At 48.3% G+C, this 18,476-nt stretch carries 19 protein-coding genes (1 of these 19 cut by a window edge); 18 read left to right on the forward strand and 1 reads right to left on the reverse strand.

The annotated features are described in order from the left end of the window. On the reverse strand, positions 1 to 1,141 hold the 5' portion of the coding sequence (locus HMPREF0581_RS07175) for an aminoacetone oxidase family FAD-binding enzyme (RefSeq protein ID WP_084645369.1). Its footprint begins 212 nt before the window's first position; the window shows 1,141 of its 1,353 coding nt (coding positions 1-1,141); the start codon lies at positions 1,139 to 1,141; its stop codon lies off the left edge, out of view. 97 nt (positions 1,142 to 1,238) lie between these two features. On the opposite strand from HMPREF0581_RS07175, the gene HMPREF0581_RS07180 reads away from it, so the two are divergent. The 18 genes from HMPREF0581_RS07180 (at position 1,239) to HMPREF0581_RS07255 (ending at position 18,348) form a co-directional block, all read left to right on the forward strand. After that, positions 1,239 to 2,027: a ZIP family metal transporter gene (locus HMPREF0581_RS07180; protein ID WP_009644562.1), complete on the forward strand. Its 789-nt coding sequence runs from the start codon at positions 1,239 to 1,241 to the stop codon at positions 2,025 to 2,027. A gap of 159 nt (positions 2,028 to 2,186) precedes the next feature. Beyond that, positions 2,187 to 2,780 carry a uracil-DNA glycosylase family protein gene (locus tag HMPREF0581_RS07185; RefSeq protein WP_036381841.1) on the forward strand — a complete coding sequence of 198 codons (594 nt, stop codon included), beginning with the start codon at positions 2,187 to 2,189 and terminating at the stop codon, positions 2,778 to 2,780. A 127-nt stretch (positions 2,781 to 2,907) separates the two neighbouring features. After that, a complete protein-coding gene (locus HMPREF0581_RS07190) occupies positions 2,908 to 4,041 on the forward strand; it encodes an aldo/keto reductase (protein ID WP_009644577.1) in 1,134 nt (377 codons plus the stop codon). Between the two features lie 962 nt (positions 4,042 to 5,003). Further along, on the forward strand, positions 5,004 to 5,438 hold the full coding sequence (locus HMPREF0581_RS07195; RefSeq protein ID WP_330371673.1) for a metal-sensing transcriptional repressor: 435 nt from the start codon (positions 5,004 to 5,006) through the stop codon (positions 5,436 to 5,438). Between the two features lie 96 nt (positions 5,439 to 5,534). Beyond that, positions 5,535 to 8,195, forward strand: a complete 2,661-nt coding sequence (locus HMPREF0581_RS07200) for a heavy metal translocating P-type ATPase (RefSeq protein WP_036381845.1) — start codon at positions 5,535 to 5,537, stop codon at positions 8,193 to 8,195. A 75-nt stretch (positions 8,196 to 8,270) separates the two neighbouring features. Beyond that, positions 8,271 to 9,461, forward strand: a complete 1,191-nt coding sequence (locus HMPREF0581_RS07205) for a pyridoxal phosphate-dependent aminotransferase (protein WP_036381848.1) — start codon at positions 8,271 to 8,273, stop codon at positions 9,459 to 9,461. 242 nt (positions 9,462 to 9,703) lie between these two features. Then, complete coding sequence (locus HMPREF0581_RS07210; RefSeq protein WP_330371674.1) at positions 9,704 to 10,180, forward strand: S-ribosylhomocysteine lyase; 477 nt, start codon at positions 9,704 to 9,706, stop codon at positions 10,178 to 10,180. Then, positions 10,164 to 10,958, forward strand: coding sequence for a 5'-methylthioadenosine/adenosylhomocysteine nucleosidase (locus tag HMPREF0581_RS07215; RefSeq protein WP_051426971.1), 795 nt, complete (start codon positions 10,164 to 10,166; stop codon positions 10,956 to 10,958). Before HMPREF0581_RS07210 ends, HMPREF0581_RS07215 begins: the two co-directional genes overlap by 17 nt. Before the next feature lie 27 nt (positions 10,959 to 10,985). Beyond that, entirely contained in the window at positions 10,986 to 11,921 is a 936-nt protein-coding gene (cysK, locus tag HMPREF0581_RS07220) for a cysteine synthase A (RefSeq protein ID WP_036381851.1), read from the forward strand. A 250-nt stretch (positions 11,922 to 12,171) separates the two neighbouring features. Continuing rightward, positions 12,172 to 12,600 carry an RrF2 family transcriptional regulator gene (locus tag HMPREF0581_RS07225; RefSeq protein ID WP_009644565.1) on the forward strand — a complete coding sequence of 143 codons (429 nt, stop codon included), beginning with the start codon at positions 12,172 to 12,174 and terminating at the stop codon, positions 12,598 to 12,600. A 24-nt stretch (positions 12,601 to 12,624) separates the two neighbouring features. After that, entirely contained in the window at positions 12,625 to 13,317 is a 693-nt protein-coding gene (locus HMPREF0581_RS07230; protein WP_036381855.1) for a LytR/AlgR family response regulator transcription factor, read from the forward strand. A gap of 17 nt (positions 13,318 to 13,334) precedes the next feature. Continuing rightward, positions 13,335 to 14,354: a hypothetical protein gene (locus HMPREF0581_RS07235; protein WP_156918866.1), complete on the forward strand. Its 1,020-nt coding sequence runs from the start codon at positions 13,335 to 13,337 to the stop codon at positions 14,352 to 14,354. Positions 14,355 to 14,377: 23 nt separating this feature from the next. After that, entirely contained in the window at positions 14,378 to 14,521 is a 144-nt protein-coding gene (locus HMPREF0581_RS08790) for a hypothetical protein (protein WP_156918868.1), read from the forward strand. 338 nt (positions 14,522 to 14,859) lie between these two features. Further along, positions 14,860 to 15,072: a FeoA family protein gene (locus tag HMPREF0581_RS07240; protein WP_036381862.1), complete on the forward strand. Its 213-nt coding sequence runs from the start codon at positions 14,860 to 14,862 to the stop codon at positions 15,070 to 15,072. Between the two features lie 69 nt (positions 15,073 to 15,141). Further along, complete coding sequence (locus HMPREF0581_RS07245) at positions 15,142 to 15,372, forward strand: FeoA family protein (protein ID WP_036381889.1); 231 nt, start codon at positions 15,142 to 15,144, stop codon at positions 15,370 to 15,372. A gap of 148 nt (positions 15,373 to 15,520) precedes the next feature. Next, positions 15,521 to 17,677 carry a ferrous iron transport protein B gene (feoB, locus tag HMPREF0581_RS07250; protein WP_036381865.1) on the forward strand — a complete coding sequence of 719 codons (2,157 nt, stop codon included), beginning with the start codon at positions 15,521 to 15,523 and terminating at the stop codon, positions 17,675 to 17,677. Between the two features lie 203 nt (positions 17,678 to 17,880). Next, the gene (locus HMPREF0581_RS08630) at positions 17,881 to 18,048 is read left to right on the forward strand and encodes a FeoB-associated Cys-rich membrane protein (RefSeq protein ID WP_009644522.1); all 168 of its coding nucleotides are present in this window, start codon (positions 17,881 to 17,883) and stop codon (positions 18,046 to 18,048) included. 51 nt (positions 18,049 to 18,099) lie between these two features. Beyond that, positions 18,100 to 18,348 carry a heavy-metal-associated domain-containing protein gene (locus tag HMPREF0581_RS07255; RefSeq protein ID WP_009644513.1) on the forward strand — a complete coding sequence of 83 codons (249 nt, stop codon included), beginning with the start codon at positions 18,100 to 18,102 and terminating at the stop codon, positions 18,346 to 18,348. The last annotated feature ends 128 nt before the right edge of the window (positions 18,349 to 18,476 follow it).

An 18,476-nucleotide genomic window follows, 5' to 3' on the forward strand; every position in this document is an offset into this window, starting at 1 on the left:
GGCGAGGCAGGGCGAACTCGCTTGATATTCCGGTGGCGAGGTCGCCGCCGCCCGCCGGGATCCGCTTCCCGGTTTTCTGATTGAAGCTGCCGGCTCGTCTATCGCAGCTAACCCCGATTTTCTGATTCAGACTTTCAGCACTGCTGTCACAGCCGGTATAATTTACCCGGTTCAGAATGTCGGCCTTGCTGTCACCGCAGGTTCCGGCAAACGTATCGGGGTTCAACCTATCGGCAGCTTCTTCCCTGCTGATCCCTAGGTAGTTGAGCACCAGATAGCTGCCGGCTTCTGCATACTTAGAAGCGTTGAGGATAACCGGACCCGAGAAATTCTCATGCGTCAGCAGCACTGACCCGGACAGCTGTGCGAGGCGCCTTCCAACCTTCGGATAGATGCTGACAGAGATATTATCTATGGATATACCGGCTAGCTCGCCGTATGGGTAGTCAGCTACACTTAAAGGAGCAAGCGACGGTTGAAGAGTTGTATGTTCAATTCCGAGCGAAGCAGACAGGACGTCATACATCGAGCCGTCGGAACCGCTGCGAGGGTACGATCTGCCTCCGGCTGCCACTACGAGGTGCTTTGCAGCATAGCTGAAGGCTTGCCCGTCAGGAGCTGTGGCGAGAACAGTAATATATTCGCTATCGTGTTTAACATCGACAACCTTTCTGTTGGTTATAACTTTGAAGCCGTGCGATTCGGCCTCAGACAGCAGCAGATCCCGAATATCCTGTGCGCACATGCTTTCAGGAAATACTCGGTTCTCTTCGCTTGTGATGGTCTTGATTCCGTGCGATTCGAGGTAGCCTATGAGATCGTCGTTGCTATATTTGTAGAGTATCTTGCGGATGGAACGACCGGCCGAGCCGTAGCAGCTCGGGAAATCCTTGATGCTGCCGGCATGTGTGATATTACAATGGCCATTTCCGCTCATCAGGAGTTTTGTGCCTATTCTCGAGGTGGCCTCGAGGATAATGCCGCTGCCGTGCAGATTGGCAGCGCACATAAGTCCGGCTGCGCCGGCACCGATTATTATGGTATCGCTGTACGCAGTATTTACGAGGGTATCATCATGAAGTGTGATTTCTGCCGCTGTCCCGGTAGAGTTGTTTATATTTGTATTTTGTTTCAAATTCATCTCCTAGGTGTATAATGAAAGTCACACAATTATATCATAAACTGCAGTCAGGTCGCCTGTCGCTCAATGGCCGACCGTGATAAGAACAGGAGGCCTTGTGGGCATCAATATCAACATCATTTATGGAGTGATGATCCCGTTTATCGGGACGACGCTCGGAGCGTTATGCGTCTACCTCATGAAGAATGAACTCAGCAAGAATATTGAACGAATGCTCAGCGGATTTGCAGCCGGCGTTATGGTAGCGGCTTCTATCTGGAGCTTGCTGATCCCGGCGATGGAGGACAGCAAGTCGCTGGGCAGGTTTGCGTTCATGCCGGCCATTATAGGATTTTGGATAGGTATCGGGTTCCTGCTGATGATGGATCATGTCGTGCCGCATTTGCACGCCGGCAGCAACGAGGTGGAAGGCCCCAAAGCAAGCTTGTCAAAGGAGATGATGCTCGTCTTGGCAGTTACGCTGCACAACATCCCGGAGGGAATGGCTGTTGGTGTTGTGTTCGCAGGCTGGCTTACCGGTGAGGCCAATATCTCGCTAGGCGGCGCATTCGCTTTGGCTATTGGAATTGCTATTCAGAATTTTCCTGAGGGTGCGATAATCTCCATGCCGCTATATTCCGCCGGCGCTTCGAAGCATCAGGCGTTTCGCAATGGCGTGTTGTCGGGAATTGTCGAGCCGATCGGCGCTATTCTTACGATTATATTTGCACAGGCTGTTACGCCGGTTTTGCCTTACATGCTCAGCTTTGCGGCGGGAGCTATGCTGTACGTTGTCGTAGAGGAGCTGATACCGGAGATGGCAGAAGGCGAGCATTCACATGGTGGTGTGATGATGTTTGCAGTCGGCTTTTCTCTGATGATGATGCTGGATGTTGCACTCGGATAACGGCAGGGAAATGGAATATATGAGCGGGAAATATTAACAGAACTATAGGTCCCGATGTGTGAACAAAAGAGAAGTCCTGATATGTGAACAAAAGGGAGTCTCCGACAAAGCGAATCAGAAATAGTGTAGAATGTAGAATATAGAGAGGTGGTGATTGGTATGTCGGTATCAGAGATTATAGAGAGAATTAAGGCGGATGAGAGGAATTCCGAGTATACAGAGCGCAACATTCCGCCTGTATTTCAGATCAACGAGAATGCTCGAATCTTGGTGATCGGGCAGGCACCCGGACGAAAGGTAGAGGAGACGCTAATCCCGTTTAACGACAAGTCGGGCGAGAAGCTTATCTCGTGGATGGGCATAGACAAGGCCACATTTTATTCGGATGAGATTGCCATCATGCCTATGGATTTTTACTATCCCGGCAGGGGCAAGACAGGCGATTTGCCTCCAAGGAAGTTCATCGCCGAGGAGTATCATAGTGCACTGTTGGCTGAGCTCAGCCGCATCGAGATGACTCTGCTGGTAGGCAAGTATTCGATGGACTACTATCTCAAGGGCGAGATGAAGAGGAATCTGACTGAGACAGTTAGGAGCTATGAGGAGTATCTGCCTAAGTATTTTCCGCTTGTACACCCAAGTCCGCTCAATTTCCGCTGGCAGGCCAAGAACCCCTGGTTTGTGGAAGATGTGGTGCCTGTGCTGCAGAGGATGGTTGATGAGATCATCGGAAGCTATGTCGGGCGGATATGAAATTACAGGAAATCAACTGAACGATAGTGTCAACTGATCTATGAAAACCGAGACAGGCTATCAACCGGGATTTATAGATTAATATTGCGACTTTAAAGATTAACAAATATGTATTATGGAGGGGGAAATGGACGGTAGATATAAGCTGGGATTTGGTCTGATGAGACTGCCGCAGACGAATCCCGATGACGCAGGCAGCATTGATATTGCTGAGAGCGGTCGTATGGCAGACGCTTTCATAGACAGGGGATTCACCTACTTCGATACAGCTTGGATGTATCACAACAGGCAGAGTGAACCGTCTGCCAAGGAGTTCCTCGTCAAGAGACATGACAGGAGCGAATACACCTTGTCTACCAAGCTGCACTCGGGGTTTTTCAACACAGAAGAGGAACGCGACGCGTATTTTGAGGCGCAACTCGAGAAGACAGGCGCAGGATATTTTGATTACTATCTGCTCCACGATGTCGGACGAGAAAATATCGGCAAGTTTGAGGAGCTGCACTGCTTCGAGTATCTGCAGCGCAAGAAGGATGAGGGTCTGATCAAGCACCTTGGGTTTTCCTCTCACGAGGACGCCGAGCATGTGGATAAATTTCTGACTGACCACCCCGAGCTCGAATTCATTCAGCTGCAGATCAATTATCTGGATTGGAACAGCGAGGGCGTGCAGTCTGGGCGTTGCTATGAGGCCGCGGTTAGACATGGCAAGGATGTAGTCGTCATGGAGCCGGTCAAGGGAGGTATTCTTGCAAATGTTCCTCCTGAGGCGGAGAAATTATTTAAGACTTACCGTCCCGACATGTCAGTGGCATCTTGGGCTATCCGGTTTGCAGCTAGCCTTGAGAACGTCAAGGTAGTGCTTAGTGGCATGAGCAGCATGGAGCAGCTGCTCGACAATACCTCATATATGCAGAACTTTGAACCGTTGAATGACGAGGAATATGAGATTATCGACAAGGTTGTTGAAATTATCAACAGATCAATCAGCATTCCTTGCACCGCATGTTCATACTGCACAGAGGGATGTCCGATGAACATTCCTATTCCAAGGTATTTCTCACTTTACAACACGGATAAGTTAGAGGATAGCAGCAGAGAATGGACGACGCAGCGCGAGTATTACGAGAGGTCGGCAATGAAGTTCGGTAAGGCTAGCGACTGTATAGGCTGCGGTCAGTGTGAGGCGATATGCCCACAGCACCTGCCGATAATCAAGGACTTGGCTATGGTAGCCGATTACTTTGAAGGAAATCAATAAATCGCCGGCTATGCCGGTGAGATTAGGATGGCTTTAGCCTTAAGAAAAAACCTCCCTTGTTATAATATGTCGGTTCGCCAACCGCATATTATAACAAGGGAGGAATGCCGTCATGGATGACAAAAATACTCTGTCACATACAAGCCGGAGATGTAAATATCGAGGAGGAATAAGAAATTGACTCTTGAAAGAATAAAGGTTCGCCGCTCTGCCGAATTGTGCGGCATGGTCTTTACAACTGCTGAAAATTAATACGTCCAAGCAGAATAGAACATCATATACGGGAAGGAAGATTGCTCTTTTCCCGGAAGGTACTCTGGCATCATTTGTTGCAGAAATTTCTGACCGTTATATTGATGGAAGCAAAGGGATGCTTAACTCCTACCGCGATATTACTGAATATAATGGTTCCACAATGGATAGGGTTATTTGCCGGCTCAATAAGACAAACGAATTGATTGCAACCGTTGTTTGCCTTTGATTTTACGCAATGGAGTCAGGTTGTTTTATTCCTTGTATTCTATTTGACATCGGGATTCCTATGTATTCGACACAACTGTTTCAGTGTAAACATCATTTTAGAGGTTAAAAACTTTCGCTTTTACCGCTGTAAAATTGAAAATGAGGATGGGAAGTTCTTGGAACAAAGAATTCTCAGTCATCGCCGATTAAACGGATGCGTTGGCGAGACGCTGTATCTGAAGTCCCTTAATAATGAGTATAAGTTGGACATACAACAATAAGAACTACCATGCAGGAGCATTTGTATTATGGTTTTTCTCAGGAACTGTTCTGCTGATATTTCCTATTCCAATATTTTTTCAATTGTTAAGAAAGAATAACAGCTTTTAATAGAAAAATATAAAACGGTTAGACATACTTGACTTATAGGGGTAGGGGGTATATCCTAAATCCATCGGCAGATAAATCATGACAATATTTTAAGAGAGTGAGGAGGGAATATGGCAGAGCTAAGCGATAGGAGAAGAGCCTGCAGAGGCTGTGCCAAAGGTAAGCCGAATTCAGCATTGGATCTAATCGGTCGCGTTTCTGACAGAGAAGAGAACAATACAGAGTATAGTGCCGCTTGTGCAGAACCGGATATTCCTGAGATGTCCGACAGACGCCGCAGGCGCTCTAATACGGAATATAGGAGTCTAATGAACAGACTCAAGAGGATAGAAGGTCAGATCAGAGGAATAGAGGGAATGCTTGAGAGAGATGCCTATTGTCCGGATATACTGATTCAGGTGTCTTCGGTTAACAGCGCGCTCAACAGCTTCAACAAGGAGCTGATGGCAAGTCACATCAAGGGCTGCGTAGCTAATGACATCAGAAACGGTGATGATGAAACTATCGACGAGCTGGTCAAGGTAATGCAGAAACTTATGAAATAGATCGGCTGAGAGAGGAACTCATTTGTAAGAACGACGCAATGGGGAATAATACACAAGTATATCATATAGATGATGCGGAAAGGGAGATGAGACAGGATGGATAGATATAACGTAACCGGCATGAGCTGTGCAGCCTGCCAGGCTCACGTCGAGAAGGCCGTCAGCAAGGTGCCGGGGGTTGAATCGGTATCGGTCAGCCTGCTCACCAATTCGATGGGAGTTGAAGGTAATGCCGATGCGGAGGATATAATCAAGGCTGTAGAGGACGCAGGCTATGGAGCTAGCCCGGAAAATTCCGCCGGAAACACGCGGTCCGGAACAGGTTTACTGGAGGCGCAGGAAAAGGCGCTCGAGGACACGGAGAGCCCCGTGCTCAGGAGGAGACTGATATCTTCAGTTGTTTTCCTGCTCGTGCTCATGTATTTTTCGATGGGACACACCATGCTCCACTTGCCGTTGCCAAGCTTCTTTGAAGGTAATCACGTCGGTATCGCGTTTGTACAGATGCTGCTGGCGATTATAGTCATGTTTATCAACAGAAGGTTCTTTGTCAGCGGATGGAAGAGCGTGCGCGCAGGAGCTCCAAATATGGACACTCTGGTAGCCATGGGCTCAATGACCTCGTTTCTATGGAGCTTATACATACTGTTTCGTATGACTGGAGACCTGACAGACGGCAATCCCGAGGCTGTGACGGCCGGAATGCACAACCTGTATTTTGAGTCGGCGGCGATGATTGTAACCCTGATTACGGTCGGCAAGTTGCTCGAGGCGTTATCCAAGGGCAGGACGACAGATGCGCTCAAGAGCCTGATGAAGCTCGCTCCTAAGATCGCGGTTCTCGAGAGAGATGGCGAGGAGGTAGAGGTGCCTGTTGCCGATGTCAAGATGGGAGATGTGTTTGTTGTCAGACCCGGGGATAGCATTCCGGTGGACGGAGTGATTCTCGAGGGCGGTACAACCATAGACGAGTCAGCACTCACGGGCGAGAGCGTACCGGTAGATAAGGATGCCGGCGACGAGGTGTCGGCAGCTACGATTAACAGAACCGGATTTATCAGAGCGAAGGCAACGCGTGTCGGGGAGGATACGACGCTGTCGCAGATCATCAGAATGGTGAGCGATGCGGCAGCGACCAAGGCGCCGATCGCCAAGATTGCGGATAGGGTGTCGGGCGTGTTCGTGCCGGCAGTCATCATCATAGCGGCCTTGGTGACACTGATCTGGCTGCTTGTCGGACAGCCGTTCGGATATGCGCTGTCGAGAGGCATAGCGGTATTGGTTGTCAGCTGCCCTTGTGCGCTCGGGCTGGCAACTCCTGTAGCTATCATGGTCGGCAGCGGCATGGGTGCCAAGAACGGTATTCTGTTCAAGACAGCAAGCTCGCTTGAAGAAACCGGACGCATCCGTATAGTTGCCCTCGACAAGACGGGAACCATCACCAAGGGTGAGCCGGCCGTTACCGATATCGTTCCGGCTGCAGGCGTTACAGAGTCGCAGCTGCTCAATATTGCAAATGCGATCGAGAAGCGCAGCGAGCATCCTTTCGCACTTGCCATTACCCGATTCTTCGATGAGAATCGCGAATCGCTGGGCCTTGCGGATGTCGAGATAGAGGCTTTTGAAGCGATTTCAGGAAGAGGTATCAGGGCTAAGCTGTCGGGTGCAAAGGATAACGGCGAGCTGTATGCAGGAAGTGTAAAGTTCCTCTCGGGCATAGCGGAAGTCGATACGAATATGAAGCTGAGAGCGGAATCACTGGCAATACAGGGCAAGACGCCGTTGATGTTTGCAGGCGGCGGCAAGCTCATCGGTATGATTGCTGTAGCGGATATAGTCAAGGACGACAGCAGGAGTGCAATCGCTGAGATGAAGAAGCAGGGCTTGCAGGTAGTGATGATTACCGGTGACAATGAGAAGACAGCCAAGGCTATAGGCGATCAGGCCGGTGTAGACCACGTGGTTGCCGGAGTGCTGCCGGACGGTAAGGAGAAGCTGATCCGTGAGCTTGGCACCCTAGGCAAGGTTGCCATGGTAGGTGACGGTATCAATGACGCGCCTGCACTGACCAGGGCAGATGTGGGGATCGCCATTGGAGCCGGTGCGGATGTTGCCGTAGATGCAGCTGATGTAGTGCTCATGAACAGCAAGCTGTCAGATGTGTCGGCAGCAATCAGACTCAGCCGGGCTACGCTGCGCAACATCCATGAGAATCTGTTTTGGGCGTTCTTCTACAACGTGCTGCTGATACCTCTGGCTGCGGGTGCTTACGTGCACATCATGAGAGGGTGGTCGATGAATCCTATGTGGGGGGCAGCCGCGATGAGTATATCGAGCTTCTGCGTATGCATGAATGCTTTGAGGCTCAATCTGTTCAAGGTGCACGATGCCAATAAGGATAGGAATATCAATTCCGGCATAGACGCCGCTGAACTCGGGGCACTGACAGGCAAGCTGTCGGAGGTCACTGTTGATGACAGGGAAGCGGCACAGGATGTTAATGGTGATTTGGAAGCAAATGATAAATGTTTTAAGGAGGATATGGTAATGACTAAGACGATGAACATCGAAGGCATGATGTGCGGACACTGCGAGGCAACTGTCAAGAAAGCTCTGGAAGCGCTTGAGGGTGTCGCAAACGCAGAGGTTAGCCACGAGGCCGGAACTGCTGTAGTGGAGATGACAGATGAGGTTGAGGATTCTGAGCTTCGGAAGGCTGTCGAGGATAAGGATTACAAGGTCGTATCTATTGCATAGTGAATCTTGTGTGTTACAATGAAAACGTATGCGGTGCTATACCGATAACTATTAATTGATAGAGGAGAGGTAATTATGATTGCAAAAAGTATGGAACCATTCCTGGCGGGCAGCTCTGTTATCAGAGCAATGTTCGAAGAGGGTAAGAAGATGGCTAAGGTTTATGGAGCGGAAAATGTTTACGACTTCAGTGTCGGGAACCCCGGACTTCATCCACCTAAGGAATATAAAGACGCCATCAATTACGTTAACAACGAGATGGATCCTCACATCGTTCACGGTTATATGCCTAATGCGGGATTCGAGTCGACCAGAACAGCTGTAGCCGAGAACCTCAACAAGAGATTTGGTGCTAATTTCACTTTCGAAAACATCATCATGACAGTTGGAGCAGGTTCTTCAATCAACGTGATCATGAAGACAATCTTCGATCCCGGCGATAAGCAGATCGTATTTGCGCCATACTTCGTTGAGTATGCAAATTGGGCCGGCAATTACCACGCAGAGACCGTAGTTGTACCCCCTAACGAGGCAAACGGCTTCGAGCCGGATCCGGAGGCTCTCAAGAAGGCGCTAGACCCTAAAGTCAAGGCAGTCATCATCAACAACCCTAACAATCCAACAGGAGCGATTTACTCTCGTGAGACACTCGAGCAGATTGCAGCGGTTCTCAAGGATGCAGAGAAGGAGTACGGACACCCGATCTACATTATCACCGATGAGCCTTACAGAGAGCTGGTATATGTAGATAAGGAAATCGTGTTCATTCCTGACCTATATGACAACACAATCATCGCCTACTCTTGGTCAAAGTCGCTCTCGATCCCCGGAGACAGACTCGGATACCTCGCAGTTTCACCTAAGTCTGACAATGTAGAGGAGTTCATGGCTGCAGCTACGGTTGCAAACCGTATCTCCGGAGACACCAATGCCCCTTCGATGGTTCAGCTGGCAGTTGAGAGATGCATGGACGCACAGGTTGACGTTCCTTACTACAAGAAGAACGCAGAAGACCTATATAAGATTGTTACAGACGCCGGATTTACAGCAATTGTACCTCAGGGCGCATTCTATCTGTGGGTTAAGTCTCCGGTTGCAGACGAGAAAGAGCTCGTAGCAGCAGCCAAGGAGGAGAGAATCCTCATGGTTCCCGGCAGCGCATTTGCCTGCCCTGGTTACATCAGACTTTCTTTCTGCATCGCGAACGAGACTATCCGGAGATCCGCAGAGTCGTTTGCTAAGCTGGGCAAGAAGTTCTTCGGTTAAGACCCGGCACCCCGGCACAGCGATATATTCCGTCGCGGATTCTTGCAAGAATCCTGCAAAAATCCCGCAAGGTCTTACACATTTCCAACCGATTTCACAGCCGGAACGCACTGTTCCGACTGCCTCGCAGGTGGGTGCGTGATAGTGACGATATAGACGGAAACTTAAGTACTGTGATAGAATAAGCGTGTGAGGCGAGGCCTTATGCGCTTATTATTTTTGTAACAAGAGAGGGTGCTCCAATGGTTAATATGGAGAGAATTGCAAGCTTCAGCGTCAATCATGACACGCTGCAGAAGGGTATGTATATTTCAAGAATAGATGGTGACGTGGTTACTTACGATATCAGGATGAAGAGGCCTAACGAGGGTGATTACGTTTCAAACGAGGCACTGCATACCTTTGAGCACCTCTTCGCGACATACGCCAGGAACAGCGGGCTGTCCGACAAGGTTATTTACATCGGGCCTATGGGCTGCAGGACCGGCTTCTATCTGTTGATGAGAGATACGGCTACAGGGCAGCAGGCGATCGATCTGGCTAGAGAGTCGTTTGCCTTTATCGTTGATTACGAGGGAGATATACCGGGAGCGGAGCATAGCGAGTGCGGTAACTACAAGGAGCACGACCTTGAGGCGGCCAAGGATGTGGCCGGAGATATGATGGAAGTTCTCAGAGATTGGAACGAGGAGAGACTGGATTATGACTATAAAGGATAAGAGCATTGGAGCTGCCTTTTGTGACGCGGCAGCAGTTATCGGGGGAAATGCCAAGCTGGGCATCGTATGTGCGATGGATGTAGAGATGCAGGGTCTGCTGGACGCGATGAGAGGTGTTTCTGTCGAGGAGATTTATGGTTTTAAATTTTATGAGGGTGTACTGGAGCACACCAAGGTTGTGCTGGTCAGATGCGGCATCGGTAAGGTGAACGCAGCCAGAGGCACACAGCTCATGATAGATAAATACAAGCCAAGCTACATCATCAACAGCGGTGTGGCAGGTGCGCTCAATGTAGAGCTGAGGCCTATGGATATAGTGGTTGGCAATGACTTTGTGCAGCACGATTTCGACCTCACTCCTCTGGGATATGCAAAGGGCAATCTGGCTACCGGTGACCGAAGTAAGCCAACTGTTGTGAAGGCTGACGAACAGATGGTTGCGCTTCTGACAGAAGTGTCCAGGGACATCTCTGGTAGGCATGAAGAGGCCGGCACAGTTACGGTTGGCAGAATTGTCAGCGGAGATCAGTTTATCAACACTCCGGAACTTAAGGCTGCGCTCAGAGATGATTTTGGCGGTGACGCAGCTGAGATGGAGGGTGCAGTTCTGGCTTATGTCGCAGGCTGTGCGGGTGTACCGTGCGCAGTGCTGAGAGTGATCTCGGATATGGCTGACGGCACCGGCAACGAATCATACCGGGTGTTCGAGCAGAAGGCTTCCAAGCTGTCCGCTGAGATAATCATCGAGCTGGTCAAGCTGGCACCATCGCAGAATTAGAGCAGGATTTGAAAGGGGATTTACATCATGGCTACTAAGATTTATACTTCAGCTGATCAACTGATCGGCAAGACGCCGCTGCTCGAGCTGACAAGAATTGAAGAGGAGCTTGGTTTCAAGGCAAAGGTGCTCGCCAAGCTGGAGTACTTCAATCCGGCGGGATCCGTAAAGGATAGAATTGCCAAGAGAATGATTGAGGATGCAGAGGCAAGCGGCGAGCTAAAGCCGGGCGCGACGATTATTGAACCGACATCCGGCAACACAGGCATCGGGCTTTCTTCCGTAGCAGCCTCAAAGGGATATAAGACAATCATTGTAATGCCGGAGACCATGTCTGTAGAGAGAAGACAGATCATGAAGGCATACGGTGCAAGGCTAGTGCTCACAGAAGGCTCTAAGGGTATGAAGGGTGCTATTGCTAAGGCTGAGGAGCTTGCAGCCGAAACAGAGAACAGTTACGTTCCGGGACAGTTTGTAAATCCGTCCAATCCGGCAGCTCACAGAGATACGACAGGACCGGAGATCTGGGAGGATACAGACGGTAAGGTTGATTACTTTGTAGCTGGCGTAGGTACAGGGGGTACACTGACGGGTGTTGGGGAATACCTCAAGTCACAGAACGCAGATATCAAGGTCGTGGCAGTTGAACCGGAGGGTTCACAGACTCTCGCTAAGGGTGAGGCGGGGCCACATAAGATTCAGGGTATCGGTGCCGGTTTTGTACCGGATACTCTCAACACTGAGGTGTATGACGAGGTTATTCCGGTAACAAACGATGATGCGTTTGAGACTGGAAGACTAATCGGTCGCAAGCAGGGTGTGCTCGTAGGAATTTCCGCGGGCGCAGCTCTGTGGGCAGCAATCGAACTGGCCAAGAAGCCTGAGAACGAAGGTAAGAACATCGTAGTACTGCTTCCTGACACAGGTGACAGATATCTGTCGACTCCGCTTTTCCGGGACTGATTGGAGCCCGATGTTACAGAAATACGCATAAACGGGCTTTAGGCAGCAAATGAAATAAATAAGATTATAAGATTTCAGTGAAAAGGCAAGACAGCTTAGTCAGGAATGGCTTCATATGCTGTAATAAACAGACTGTAACAAGCGGAACAGACAATTGAATGAGGAGCGGCATCGCAATTACCGCTCCTTTTTTGCGTTTACTAGCAAGTTAATGTAGAATATAGAGAACTGTATATGCTGGGAGGAGACTGTGTTAGTTTCAACAAGGGGAAGATATGCGATAAGAGTAATGATTGATTTGGCTGAGCATAGGCATGGCAAATTTATTCCTATGAAGGAAATTGCCGACAGACAGGAGGTTTCACTCAAGTACATGACAAAAATCATGCAGGCGCTGACGAAGTCGGGGTTGCTTGACGGACAGCACGGAAAAGGCGGCGGCTATAAGCTCAATAGAGAGCCGGCCGATTATCGTGTTGGTGATATTCTTCGGCTTACAGAGGGCACGCTTGCGCCGGTTGCCTGTCTGGATGTGACTGACTGCAGGTGTGACAGGGCTGCCGAGTGTCGTACGAGACCGATGTGGAACGAACTCGACAGGATAATTAACGAGTATTTGGATGGAATAACTATAGCTGACTTAATGGAGGAGGACGCTGCTGACAACTATATTATCTAGTGTTAGGTGGGGTAACGCTTGATTATGTATGTATTAATTTGTGATGACAACGCCCGGGAGCGCGAGTTGTGCTATAAGCAACTGCTACTCCATGAGGATTATTTTGATGAAGGATTAGAAGTGCGGGAGTTTGCATCCGGTAAAGAGCTGCTCTTTAAATTTCCTGATCTTGAAAACGAAGTAGACCTTATATTTTTAGATATTGTGATGCCTGATGTTGACGGTATCACAGTTGCAAAGAGTCTCCGCGAGATGAACTATACCGGTGAGATTGTATTCTTCTCGAGCACAATTGATTATGCTATTAACGGGTACGATTATGAAGCGCTGGCATATCTTGTAAAAGGAAAGACGACGCCGGCGAGGTTCGACGACGTACTGAAGCATTTCCTGGTGCGCAGGAAAGAACGCACAGGAGCTGTTATTATCCTTCGATGTGCCGGTGAGACGCGCGTCATTGATGTAGCGTCAATTAGATATTTTGAAGTGTATAAGAGGTTGACAACCGTTTATTATGACGATTCAACCTTCAGCTTCTATTCGCCGCTAGCTAAGCTGAGTGAGGAACTGGAGGGCAAGAATTTCATCAGGATTCATAGAGCGTATCTTGTTAATCAAGACTACGTCTCTAAAATGACAATGCGTGATGTGACACTCCGCGACGGAACGGTGCTTCCGGCGGGTAGAAATTATATCAAGAAGATAAAAGAAGACTAGTTATGTTGAGGAAAGAATTGAACAAAAAAAATATTAGGAAGCTTATGATGGCGGGTGTGGCTGTCATAGTTGCTGCGGTCTGCACTATAACCGCTATGTCCGGTGCTGCTGTAAGTGCGTTTAGCGGAACAGTATCGCGGGGAAATGCGGACAATGCCGCTATAAACACCACAAAGGATAATACTTTATCTGCGAACGCGGCAAGTGACATTTCACAGCCGAATAGAGCAGGGGTAGCAGAGCCTTTTGGTAGACCTGCAACGGTGAAAATACCTGCCGCGCCCAATAATGAAAAGCACACACTGACAGTTACGAACAACGGAGTTGAGTATAAGGTTGGATATACTCTGCGAGCTCAATTAATATATCCCGAGGAGATAAGCGGGATGGATAGTGATCAGGCTCTGGAATATATAGCCAACAAGTGCATGACATTTTATTCGCTGGATGGAGGACTGCCGGATAATTTGGATATTGTGCTTGGCAGAGATTATTTTGCCAGAATTGATGGAACATCCCAGCTTAACCCGGAGCAGCTGCTGGGAACATATACGCTGGAGATAGCGGACAATTCGGACTTTACAAATTCTGTGACAACGCGTGTCACAATTGGAAATGGTGGAAATGGCAGTAACGACAATCCGCAGCCCGGCCCTAACCCCGGACATCAGGAGTCGACTCAGCCACATGCAGGTAAGCCGAGCGGCAATGTTCCGCATAATGGTGGAAATCCGACTGTCGACGCAGCGACTGCTTTCGCCGATGGCGCTGATGCTGTCATAAACAGAGACGCACATGAACAGGCCGGTAATGTTGACAGGAGCAGCCCGTCAGATAATTACGCTGCAGCGGGAAAGGCCGGAAGAGGTGCTGACGATGCAGGCGACCGCGCGCTTACAGTAGCGGCAAATGCAGCAACAGCCGGCGCAGGAGCAGGTTCGATTTGGCTGCTTGTGCTGATTATATCTGATATTCAACTGCTGCTGTGGTATAAGAAGCTCAAGGCAGCTAAGCTGAGTAAGGCCTTACATCACTAAAGCTCAGATGAGAGGTGACACTTATGAATTATAGGTTTATCGTGTGGGTTGTATTGGCTATACTGGTAGCCATAAAGCTCTATACGAAAAAGAAGGTAGACAATATCGATGGATTTGGAGGAATTACAACTCGCGATGAAATCGAGCAGGCTAAGAAAAAGCGCTAGACAGGATAACATGAGGTTGCGTATTTGGAGATGGATTTAGTATGCCCGCACATAACATATAGGGGCAATCCATGCGCAAATCACAGGAAATAGAGAGAGTTATTATAAAGCTTGTAAAATTTAAGTGCAGAGAGAATGGTTGTGACGAAATATCACAACCATTTTATGTTGAAAATGAATTTGAATTTCAATTAAAGCAACCAAACTGATTGACAAAACAAAACAGTTAATGTACACTAATTTAAGTTAAAAACACTTAACACGGTGTTGGCTATATAACTGACAACGCGGTTATTTACCGCGTATTTTAAATTAAATTAGTGAAGGAGATGCACGATATGATGCCAATCACGCTAGCTAAAGCAGGAGAACTTGTGACAGTGCGCAAGATTACAGGTAATGACGCTATTAGACAGCATCTCGCGGAACTCGGTTTTGTAGTAGATGCGAATGTTAAGGTAGTCAGTGCATACGAAGGTAACGTGATACTGCAGGTTCACGGTTCAAGGATTGCGCTGAATGAGACTATGGCAAGACGAATTATGATCTAGCACGGCTAGCACTAATTCTTCAGCATTACATATTATTTTATTAAGGAGGATAACAAAATGGCAAGTCAGATGACAACTCTTAATAATGTCAAAGTAGGTAAGACGGCCACTATTAAGAAGATCAACGGTGCCGGCGCAGTAAAGCGCAGAATCATGGACATGGGCCTGACTAAGGGCACTGACCTTTTTGTTAGAAAGGTTGCGCCTCTGGGTGATCCAATCGAGCTGACAGTTAGAGGCTATGAGCTTTCCGTAAGAAAGGCTGATGCAGCGCTAATCGATGTTGAAACCGAGGGCTAAGCCGGGTGAGATGAGCCTAAGAGTCGTTGATTAAGATAACAACCCTTGACCGAGAGACTTCATTAGGCACATATTTTTTTTAAAATCCGATTAGTTCAAGTTAACTACTTATATTTATTATTAAGTACCATGAAAGGAGTGTACTAACATGTCACTTAAGATCGCCCTCGCGGGTAATCCTAACTGTGGTAAAACCACACTATTTAATGATCTGACAGGTTCCGCTCAGTACGTTGGTAACTGGCCGGGTGTAACAGTAGAGAAGAAAGACGGTAAGCTTCGTGGACACAAGGAGGTTATTATTCAGGACCTGCCCGGTATCTACTCGTTGTCGCCATACACACTAGAGGAGGTTGTTTCCAGGAACTACCTCGTCAATGAGAAGCCGGATGCTATCATCAACATCATTGACGGAACGAATCTCGAGAGAAACCTATACCTTACAACTCAGCTGCTGGAGCTCAGCATCCCTGTAGTAATCGCAGTTAACATGATGGACCTCGTGGAGAAGGCCGGAGATACCATCAAGCTGGACAAGCTTAGCGAGGAGCTCGGATGCCCGGTGCTTCCAATCAGTGCTCTCAAGGGAACCGGAGCCGGCGAGTTGATCAAGAGCGCACTGGCTGCAGCAGAGTCTCACAAGCCGGGGGCGAGACCTCACGTGTTCAACGGCTCTGTAGAGCATGCGATTGCGCATATTGAGGAATCCATCGAGAATATCGTTAGCAAGGAAAATCTCAGATGGTATGCAATCAAACTGTTCGAGAGGGATGAGAAGGTTGTCGAGGAGCTGGCACTGGATGCAGACCTCAACAAGCACATTGAGGAGCATATTGCAGATTGTGAGAAGGAAATGGATGACGATGCGGAGAGCATCATCATCAACCAGAGATATGCATATATCAACAAGGTAGCTCCTAAGGCAATCACCAAGAAAGCTAATCGCGAGAAGCTGTCGACTTCCGATAAGATTGATAGAATCGTTACTAACAGAATCCTGGCGTTGCCGATCTTTGTAGCAGTCATGTTTATAGTTTACTATTTGGCTCTGACCAAGATTGGTACACCTGCAACTGACTGGGCTAACGATACACTGTTTGGCGAGTGGGTAATCCCCGGGGCCAGAAGCGGGCTCGAGCACCTCGGCGTTTCGGCTTGGATCGTTTCCCTGGTAGTTGACGGTATCATCAACGGTATCGGTACAGTGCTCGGATTCACGCCGCAGATGGCTTGCGTATTCCTGTTCCTTTCGATCCTGGAGGATTGCGGATACATGGCCAGAGTTGCGTTCATCATGGATAGAATTTTCAGAAGATTCGGTCTTTCGGGTAAATCCTTTATTCCGTTCCTCATATCTTCCGGCTGCGGTGTTCCGGGAATCATGGCGACCAGAACCATCGAAAACGAAAAGGATCGTCGAATGACGATGATGACGACAACATCTATTCCATGCGGAGCTAAGCTTCCGGTAATCGCAGCTATTTCAGCCTATCTGGTGGGCGGAAAATGGTGGATTGCACCTATGATGTACTTTGCAGGCATTCTTGTAGTTATTTGCTCATGCATCATCCTCAAGAAGACAAAGTCATTTGCAGGTGATCCCGCACCATTCATTATGGAGCTGCCTAATTACCATCTACCATCGGTTAAAGGCGTTTTGATTCACGTATGGGAAAGAGTATGGGCGTTTGTCAAGAAGGCGGGAACAATCCTTTTCCTCTGCGTAGTAGTAATGTGGGTGCTATCCAGCTATGGTTTCCACAACGGTTCATTCGGAGCAGTTGATCCCGACGATAGCCTTATGGCAACAATCGGTAGAGGACTTGCCTTCATCTTTGCACCGCTTGGGTTTGGAACATGGCAGGCAGTGGCAAGCTCAATCTCCGGCTTCGTTGCCAAGGAAGGAATTGTTTCAACGATGGGCGTTCTTTCCGGATTGGGTGAAATAGAAGGCTATGAGGTATCGATGAGGACAGCGTTTGATTCGTTCTTCCCAACTTCAATAGCAGCTGTTTCGTTCCTTATGTTCAATATGTTCGATTCTCCGTGCCTCGCCGCTATTTCGACGGTTGCAAAGGAAATGAACAACAGGAGATATTTCTGGTTTACAATCATATTCCAGAATGTATCGGCATACTTAATTGCACTGATGGTATATCAGCTGATCGGACTCGCTATAGGGCAGGTTGCATTCAGCATCTGGACTATCATCGCGGGTGTAATTGCTATCGCCATCCTGTATCTGCTGTTCAGACCGGATCCAAACAAGAAGGTTATGCTGGAGCCGCTTACAGAGAATAAGTAGCATATTAATGACAGCTTGAGCGTGCAGGTATGCTTGCTCAAGCTGCGTTATTAGAGAGGGTAATTATGAATATTGCAGATATAATTGTGCTCGGATTGGTTGTAGTAGCTTTTGTGATCGCTATTAGAGTTCTGATCAGCTTCTTCAAATAAACTTAGAGACATCACATATAAAGGCTAGAATATCAATAAGGAGGTAGAGATATGAGAGTAGTAGATATAATTATCATCGCTGCAATCGCCGTGATTGCGTTCCTGATTGTTAGAGACATGGTTAAAAAGCACAAGGCCGGTATTACCGGCTGCGGTTGCGGAGGCAGCTGTTCAGGCTGTTCGGGATGCAGCCTGCCACAGAAGCGCGATATGGAATAATGCCTGGCATAGATATTAACGAAGAAATGCAGCGGATAGGGGGTGTGCAGCATGATTAAGACTACTGTCAAGATAGATGGCATGCAGTGCAACATGTGCGAGACCCATGTCAGCGATATAATCAGAAAGAATTTTAAGGTCAAGAAGGTCAAAGCTTCTCACGTAAAGGGTGACTGTGTTATCGTTTCACCGGATGAGCTTCCAAGAGCCGAGTTAACCTATGAGCTGGGACAGATGGGTTATAAGGTTACTGATATGCAGTCGGAAGCTTATGTCAAGAAAGGGCTGTTTGGCTTATAGGACTGTGATTAGATTCTGAACTGACGACTATAAGAGGCGCATCAGCTAATGCTGGTGTGCCTTTTTCGGCTTATAGGACAAAAAACGTGTTACAAAACCGCTATAGCCATTGAAATTTCAATGGCTAT

It is taken from the genome of Mogibacterium timidum ATCC 33093 (genome assembly GCF_000525775.1).
Taxonomy (GTDB): Bacteria; Bacillota; Clostridia; order Peptostreptococcales; family Anaerovoracaceae; genus Mogibacterium; species Mogibacterium timidum.

Bases quoted from the DNA above. Each gene is read 5' to 3' on its own strand.
- HMPREF0581_RS07195 (WP_330371673.1), top strand. From the start codon at position 5,004: ATGGCAGAGCTAAGCGATAGGAGAAGAGCCTGCAGAGGCTGTGCCAAA.
- HMPREF0581_RS07210 (WP_330371674.1), top strand. From the start codon at position 9,704: ATGGTTAATATGGAGAGAATTGCAAGCTTCAGCGTCAATCATGACACG.
- cysK (WP_036381851.1), top strand. From the start codon at position 10,986: ATGGCTACTAAGATTTATACTTCAGCTGATCAACTGATCGGCAAGACG.
- HMPREF0581_RS08630 (WP_009644522.1), top strand. From the start codon at position 17,881: ATGAGAGTAGTAGATATAATTATCATCGCTGCAATCGCCGTGATTGCG.
- HMPREF0581_RS07240 (WP_036381862.1), top strand. From the start codon at position 14,860: ATGATGCCAATCACGCTAGCTAAAGCAGGAGAACTTGTGACAGTGCGC.
- HMPREF0581_RS07230 (WP_036381855.1), top strand. From the start codon at position 12,625: ATGTATGTATTAATTTGTGATGACAACGCCCGGGAGCGCGAGTTGTGC.
- HMPREF0581_RS07255 (WP_009644513.1), top strand. From the start codon at position 18,100: ATGATTAAGACTACTGTCAAGATAGATGGCATGCAGTGCAACATGTGC.
- feoB (WP_036381865.1), top strand. From the start codon at position 15,521: ATGTCACTTAAGATCGCCCTCGCGGGTAATCCTAACTGTGGTAAAACC.
- HMPREF0581_RS07190 (WP_009644577.1), top strand. From the start codon at position 2,908: ATGGACGGTAGATATAAGCTGGGATTTGGTCTGATGAGACTGCCGCAG.
- HMPREF0581_RS07200 (WP_036381845.1), top strand. From the start codon at position 5,535: ATGGATAGATATAACGTAACCGGCATGAGCTGTGCAGCCTGCCAGGCT.
- HMPREF0581_RS08790 (WP_156918868.1), top strand. From the start codon at position 14,378: ATGAATTATAGGTTTATCGTGTGGGTTGTATTGGCTATACTGGTAGCC.
- HMPREF0581_RS07215 (WP_051426971.1), top strand. From the start codon at position 10,164: ATGACTATAAAGGATAAGAGCATTGGAGCTGCCTTTTGTGACGCGGCA.
- HMPREF0581_RS07185 (WP_036381841.1), top strand. From the start codon at position 2,187: ATGTCGGTATCAGAGATTATAGAGAGAATTAAGGCGGATGAGAGGAAT.
- HMPREF0581_RS07245 (WP_036381889.1), top strand. From the start codon at position 15,142: ATGACAACTCTTAATAATGTCAAAGTAGGTAAGACGGCCACTATTAAG.
- HMPREF0581_RS07205 (WP_036381848.1), top strand. From the start codon at position 8,271: ATGATTGCAAAAAGTATGGAACCATTCCTGGCGGGCAGCTCTGTTATC.